Genomic DNA, 5,864 nt, shown 5'->3' with positions numbered 1-5,864 from the left:
TGACAAAAAGCGCTTTGCTGCGTTCTCAGGTGGGCAGCAGTTACCTACTGAAGAAAACAAGGCAGACCCGCTTTTCCAGAAATACCTGGAATTCAAAAAACATACTGTGGAAGACTGGTCGGAGCGGCTGCACAAACTGGTAAAGTCCAAAAATGAGCAGGTTGCGATCTGCACCTATTCGGATAAGTTCGTGGACATTATCCGCCACGAATCCCAGAGTATGACAACCCTGCCCTACTGGCCGTATTCAGCCTCAGATAATGTTGGCAATGCGGTAAACTCCTTTCCCGACCACATTATCAGCAATGCAAGTATCCAGCAGATCTCTTTTCAGTCGAGGTACAATGCAGTTGAACCGCAGGAAGTACAGATCCGCCTTTATGAGAATATTGCAAACGGGTCTGGCTTGGATATGAGCATGATGGGCGACATGCGTGGCTATGAAGACGAGCGCAATTTTGAGGTTTTTAAGAAGGTATATGCATTTCATAAGAAGCACGAGCCCTACTTTGGCAAATACAAATCCATTGCAAAAATCGCGGTAGTAGCGCCCGGTGCCTGGCCAAGCGGTGAGCCGATGCAGGAATATCGCGGCATTCAGCTGATGTTACGCGAGGCGCATATCCCGTTTGATATTATTGAAGATGGGCAAATTCACAACCTGGCAGAGAAAGTAAAAAGTTACAAGCTGCTGATCCTGCCCGAAATCACTTACCTCAACCCCGAGGCTTTGCAGATTTTGAAAGAAGCCGTTCATGCAGGCACGCATGTGATCGCGACGAACCGCAGCCTTTTCGACACTCCTGAAACTTTACAAATGCTGTTCGGCGCAAAGATTGAGAAGAAAGACAATGATGGGGCCGGCAACTATCTCGTGCCCGACAACCGCGCGATCTTAAAAAGCTTCGCAGGACAGAAGATGATCTTCTGGAAATTTAACCTCGGCTTGTATGATCTCTCAGGAGCTGACCAGAGGCTGCTGCCGGTACTTGCAAAAGGTCGCCCGGGCCCGCCCGAAATCATCGGCGGCCACGACCCCACCGGCTACTATGCAATGGGGATCAAAAATCATCCAAAAAGCAAAGCGCTCATTTTTCCGGTAAATCTTGGTAAAATCTACTACATGCACGGATACCAGGAACACAAAAATCTGCTTCTGGATGCAATCAGCTATGTTTTACCAGAAAGTACGCAGCAGATCAAAACCAACGCGCCGGCAAGAGTTGAGACTATTTTAAAGGAATTTACGCGCAATACCGTCGGTAATCAGGACAAGCAAACCAGCGACGGACTAATCCTGCATTTGATCAACCTGACCGGATTCAGCGGCAACACCTATTTCGAACCTTTGCCTTTGTTTAATCTGCATTTTCAGTTTGAATGCAAGAAAAAACCTAAAAAAGTCTTCTCCCTAGCCAGCGGCAAACCTGTGAAATTTGACTGGACAAATGGTATAATAAAACTCGAAGTTGCTGAGCTGAATGGATTTGACGGGATTGTAATGGAATGAAATTGACAGCTTACCGAAGCTGCCAAAAACGAGCAAGCCTGGCGCGCCCTAGGAAACCGATATTTCGCCCCTAAGGGGCTTTCCGACTCGTGTACCGATAGCTTTTGTTACCGATGTTTCGCCCCGAAGGGGCTTTCGGACTCGTGTACTGTTAGTTTTTGTTACCAATATATCGCCTCGCAGGGGCTTTCGGACCAGCGTGATATGGTTTTATCGATGGTCGCCCCGAAAGGGCTGGCTCGTACTGCGCTCACCCTCGCCCCCTACCCCCTCCCAGGGGGCCAGGGGGTAGTCACAACCTCGGCAACGCAGGCTTAATAGCAGCTCCCAACCCGATCACCCCTTTCGCATTCAACTTGCGTTTATAGATCTTGCGGGGTGTAGTGATGTGAAGTTCATCCGAATCCTTTCCGCCGAAAGCCACCTTCAATGCCGCTTCGTCCGGGGCTGGCAGAATTGCATTAACCCGACCGGTTTGATCCAGAATCTGTACTCCCGAATTCGTTGCTACATAAATCCTGCCTTCCTGATCACAAGCCATCGATCCTGCGCCCGCATCTTCTTCGGTATCGTCTACATGCAGCCAGCCAAATTTTTGCTTATATGCCAGCGTTCCATCTGGCTGGATCTGGTACGACCAAATCCAATGCGACGATTTCTCTGAAATATAAAGCAAGGTTTGATCAGGCGACAAAGCCATTCCTGCGAAGTCCAGATCGTGCTGGCCTAACGCCACTTTGGAGCGATCGGGTTTTTGAAGATAAATCGTCGGTCTCACCTTTCCGAGGTGTACAAATATGTACTGATTTCCATTGCTCAATTTCAGCGTATCATTCTTGATGGGAGAAGCTTTGGCGCGCATGTACTGAGGGCGGGCCTCACCACTTACTTCCCAGTCCTGGCCCGGGATCAAAATCGAAGACAGTACCTGATTTTGTGAACTACCTTTTTTCACAGGTTCCGGCCAGTTTTTCCATAAAAACCGCATTGCCTCGGGAAATACGGCTGAGCCGTGCTTTCCATTGTGCTCGCCTTCGCCCCATTGATGCATTACTTCGTAACCCGCAAATGTGAGCGCACGCAACATGGTCTGGTTCGCCATCCACCAGTCCCCTGCGTAGATGTTCAGATCGTTAGCACCGTCCTGCATGTAGATCCGAATGGGTTTAGGTTCAAATTTACGGACCAATGTATGGTAACGATCAGCACCACGCAGCCCTACATACGTACCGATCGCACTAAAAACACGGGAGAATTCAGCCGGCTTTTCCCAGGCAGCTGTGAATGCACAAACTGCTCCGCTACTTGACCCGCCAATTGCCCGGTCATTTCCATTCTTGGATAAATAAATTGCACGACCGTCACTTGTCTTTTGCTTCTCCACTTCCGGCAATATTTCTTCCAGGATAAAGCGCGCATAGGCATCGCCCAGCCCGTCGTATTCATAGCTGCGGTTAAAGCGGTCGTTTGCCTTTGCCGGATCGGCGGCACGCACCTTTCCATGCATGACGAATACGCCAATCGTAACCGGCATTTCCTTGCTGTGAATGAGGTTATCAAAAACCGTAGGCGCATTCCATTGAATTCCATCCTGGTTCACATAAACACAGGCAGGTTGTTCGGGTTTATATTGTGCAGGCACGTACACCCAGTACTCGCGCCAGGTACCGGGGAATATTCTAGAATTTTCAAATGTAAATTTCAGGACTTCCCCTTTCGGCACGTTGGCTTGTTGCTGGGACGCCGGATCGACCGGATAATTCTCCGCATTGTCTTGCGCCAAACTCCGGAAAGCGCACAGGCAAAATGCCAGTAAAAACAGGTATTTCATTACAGCCATGTTTAGGTTGTTGTAATAAAATGAAGAAGATACATTTCTACTTGCCAGGGTATTTATGACAAGCTACAAGTAACTCAACCACCATTTGCGCGCACGTGCCCGGTATTCACCAAACCATTTGCATGGAATGTAAAGAGCCAGCACGATCAGGATCCAAACAATGTAAACCCAGCCAAGCCCGTAGCCAAAGTTATCAGGCCGGAATTTGAAAAAGAGATTTTCGTCGGTAGCCTGCGCCCAGGTATAACCCGAAGCAAGAACCGCAATGGCACTGACAAAATGTATCAGATAGAAATGCACTACAAAAAAGAAGAAAGGCACTTTTCCGTAAACTGTGAAGAATCGGGTAAGTACATTATTCCAGTGCTCGGCCAAGGCTAAGAGCAACAATACCGGTCCCTGCGTAGCAAGTGTGAATAACAACGAGGGCGGGTATTTACGCACATTCATAAAAGACAGAAAAGTACGGAAACCCTCCTCCTGCACACTCCACTGCGCAGGATCGCCATATTGGTTAAATAATCGCAACAAAACAAAAAGGATCGTTAGCACCACACCTGTGATCACAAGGATCTTCCTGCGGTTTTCAGCCGGGAAGCTCCTGCCATATAGCGTTCCCAGTCCGTAGCCTGACATCATAATGCCAGCCCAGGGCACAATCACGTACAAAAATGCAATGTTACCGCCGTCACCGCGGGGAATGAACTTGCCTCCTCCTGTAAAAAATATACTGAGTACAATATCGGCCGGAGAATTGGGCGCGACCTTGATGTAATCCAGAAGATTGTGGCCAAACACGATAAACAGCCCGACAGCTAAAATAGCTTTCGGCGACAGAAAACGCACCAGCAAACCCAGCAGGATCATACTCCCGCCCAACGCCCAGAGTACCGCAAGCAGGATGTTTTTAAAGGTAATATCAAATGTAAAGCCGAAAGTCATGAAGACTACATCGACCAGAATCAGCCAGAAACCGCGTTTGATCAGGAAAGAAGAGGTACTTGCCGGGGTTTTGTTTTGTCCGGACAAATACGCGGAAATGCCCGAAAGCAGCATGAAAGACGGTGCGCAAAGGTGGGTAATCCAGCGCGTAAAGAAGAGGATTCCCGTCGTGGTCTTCGGGTCGAGCGGGTCACCGGTAAATGCGGTGATATGGAAATAATCACGGACATGGTCCAGCGCCATGATCACGATGATCAGGCCCCGGACGATGTCAATGGACTGGATACGCTGAACTGCCTTTGCGTTTGTCACTGTAATGGAGCGTTATGGTTAACGAACTATTTTTCAAACGACAGACCGGCACTGGTTCCGCTAGCGTGAATTTCAGAGCAAAGCTGCGCCAAAAACACCCGCACTGTCTCCCAGCTTGGGTTTCACAATCGGTGTGGTAACCACACCTTTATTGAAAATGTACTTCCTGATTCGCTCGTAGCCTGCTGTATAAAGCAAATCCACATTACCTACCCCGCCACCGATGACGATCAATCCCGGATCGATCACATTGATCAATGTAGAAATAGCACGGCCATAATATTCAAGAAGCCGCTCGATAGTAGCATTTGCGTGCACGTCATTTCCTTCGCGATACCTTTCCAGGATCACTTTCATGGTGAGACGCTCGCCGCTTTGCTGCTCGTAAAACCTTTCCAATGCGGGACCGGAGATCACTTGTTCCACACAACCTGCTTTACCACAATAGCAAGGCTGGCCGTTTTCTTCCAATATATTATGGCCCCATTCGCCACCGATACCGTGATGCCCTGAGATAATTTTGTTATTAACCACCAATCCGCCACCTACGCCTGTACCCATGATCACCCCGAAAACAACTTCGGCTGAATGGTGTTCTTTACCAGCTCCCATTAATGCTTCCGCCAGTGCAAAGCAGTTGGCATCATTGGCAAGCTGACAGGGCACATCGAGAATTTTCTGCAAATCCGCTTTGAGCGGCATTCCGTTCAGACAGGTTGTATTTGAATTTTTCATCAGCTGAGAATCCGGTTCCAGCACTCCCGGCGTAGCAAACCCAATTTTGGTCGGGCGCTCCCCTACCTGTTCGGATACCATATCGATCAGTCTCTTGATCTGAGACAAAATATGCTCATATCCTTTGGCCGATTCAGTCGGCAGGCGCATTCTCGCTATCACTTCCAGATTCTGCGCAGAGTCCAGCACCGCGCATTCTATTTTAGTACCTCCTAAGTCAATCCCCCAGAGTTTCATTTATTTTTTAATAGTTAAAATTGATTTGGGTGGCAATCGGCCGTCGGCAATCAGCCATCGGCCTTTCTTCAGTTAATGACAGCATAAAAGCCGACTGCCAAAAGCCGACGGCCGAAGTCACTTTACTTTATAAAATTTATATCCAAACAAAAATATCACGGTATAGCAGATAATCGGCAGGTAGTAGGCTGTGGCTACGTTGTGTTCGGCTACTGCACCCATTGCGAATGGGAAAAATGCGCCGCCTACTACGCCCATTGAAATAAAGGAAGAAGCTTGCTGCGTGTG

Annotated in this window: 4 protein-coding genes; 1 reads left to right on the top strand and 3 read right to left on the bottom strand. The window is 48.6% G+C overall.

Going from position 1 to position 5,864, the window contains the following annotated elements; all coding sequences use genetic code 11:
* Positions 1 to 1,510, top strand: a 1,510-nt coding sequence (locus ACTIE6_RS15825) for a hypothetical protein (RefSeq protein ID WP_439557563.1), incomplete at its 5' end; no start/stop codon positions are given.
* 292 nt (positions 1,511 to 1,802) lie between these two features.
* Here the strand turns inward: ACTIE6_RS15825 and ACTIE6_RS15820 are convergent.
* From ACTIE6_RS15820 to ACTIE6_RS15810, 3 genes are all read right to left on the bottom strand, one after another.
* Positions 1,803 to 3,341: an SMP-30/gluconolactonase/LRE family protein gene (locus ACTIE6_RS15820; protein ID WP_439557562.1), complete on the bottom strand. Its 1,539-nt coding sequence runs from the start codon at positions 3,339 to 3,341 to the stop codon at positions 1,803 to 1,805.
* Between the two features lie 72 nt (positions 3,342 to 3,413).
* Positions 3,414 to 4,604, bottom strand: coding sequence for a DUF1624 domain-containing protein (locus ACTIE6_RS15815; protein ID WP_439557561.1), 1,191 nt, complete (start codon positions 4,602 to 4,604; stop codon positions 3,414 to 3,416).
* A gap of 72 nt (positions 4,605 to 4,676) precedes the next feature.
* Positions 4,677 to 5,576, bottom strand: coding sequence for an ROK family protein (locus ACTIE6_RS15810; RefSeq protein WP_439557560.1), 900 nt, complete (start codon positions 5,574 to 5,576; stop codon positions 4,677 to 4,679).
* Positions 5,577 to 5,864: the final 288 nt, after the last annotated feature.

Origin of the sequence: Dyadobacter sp. (genome assembly GCF_051859145.1) — a bacterium.
In the GTDB taxonomy this organism is placed as follows: Bacteria; Bacteroidota; Bacteroidia; order Cytophagales; family Spirosomataceae; genus Dyadobacter.
This window is presented reverse-complemented; position numbering and strand designations above follow the sequence as displayed.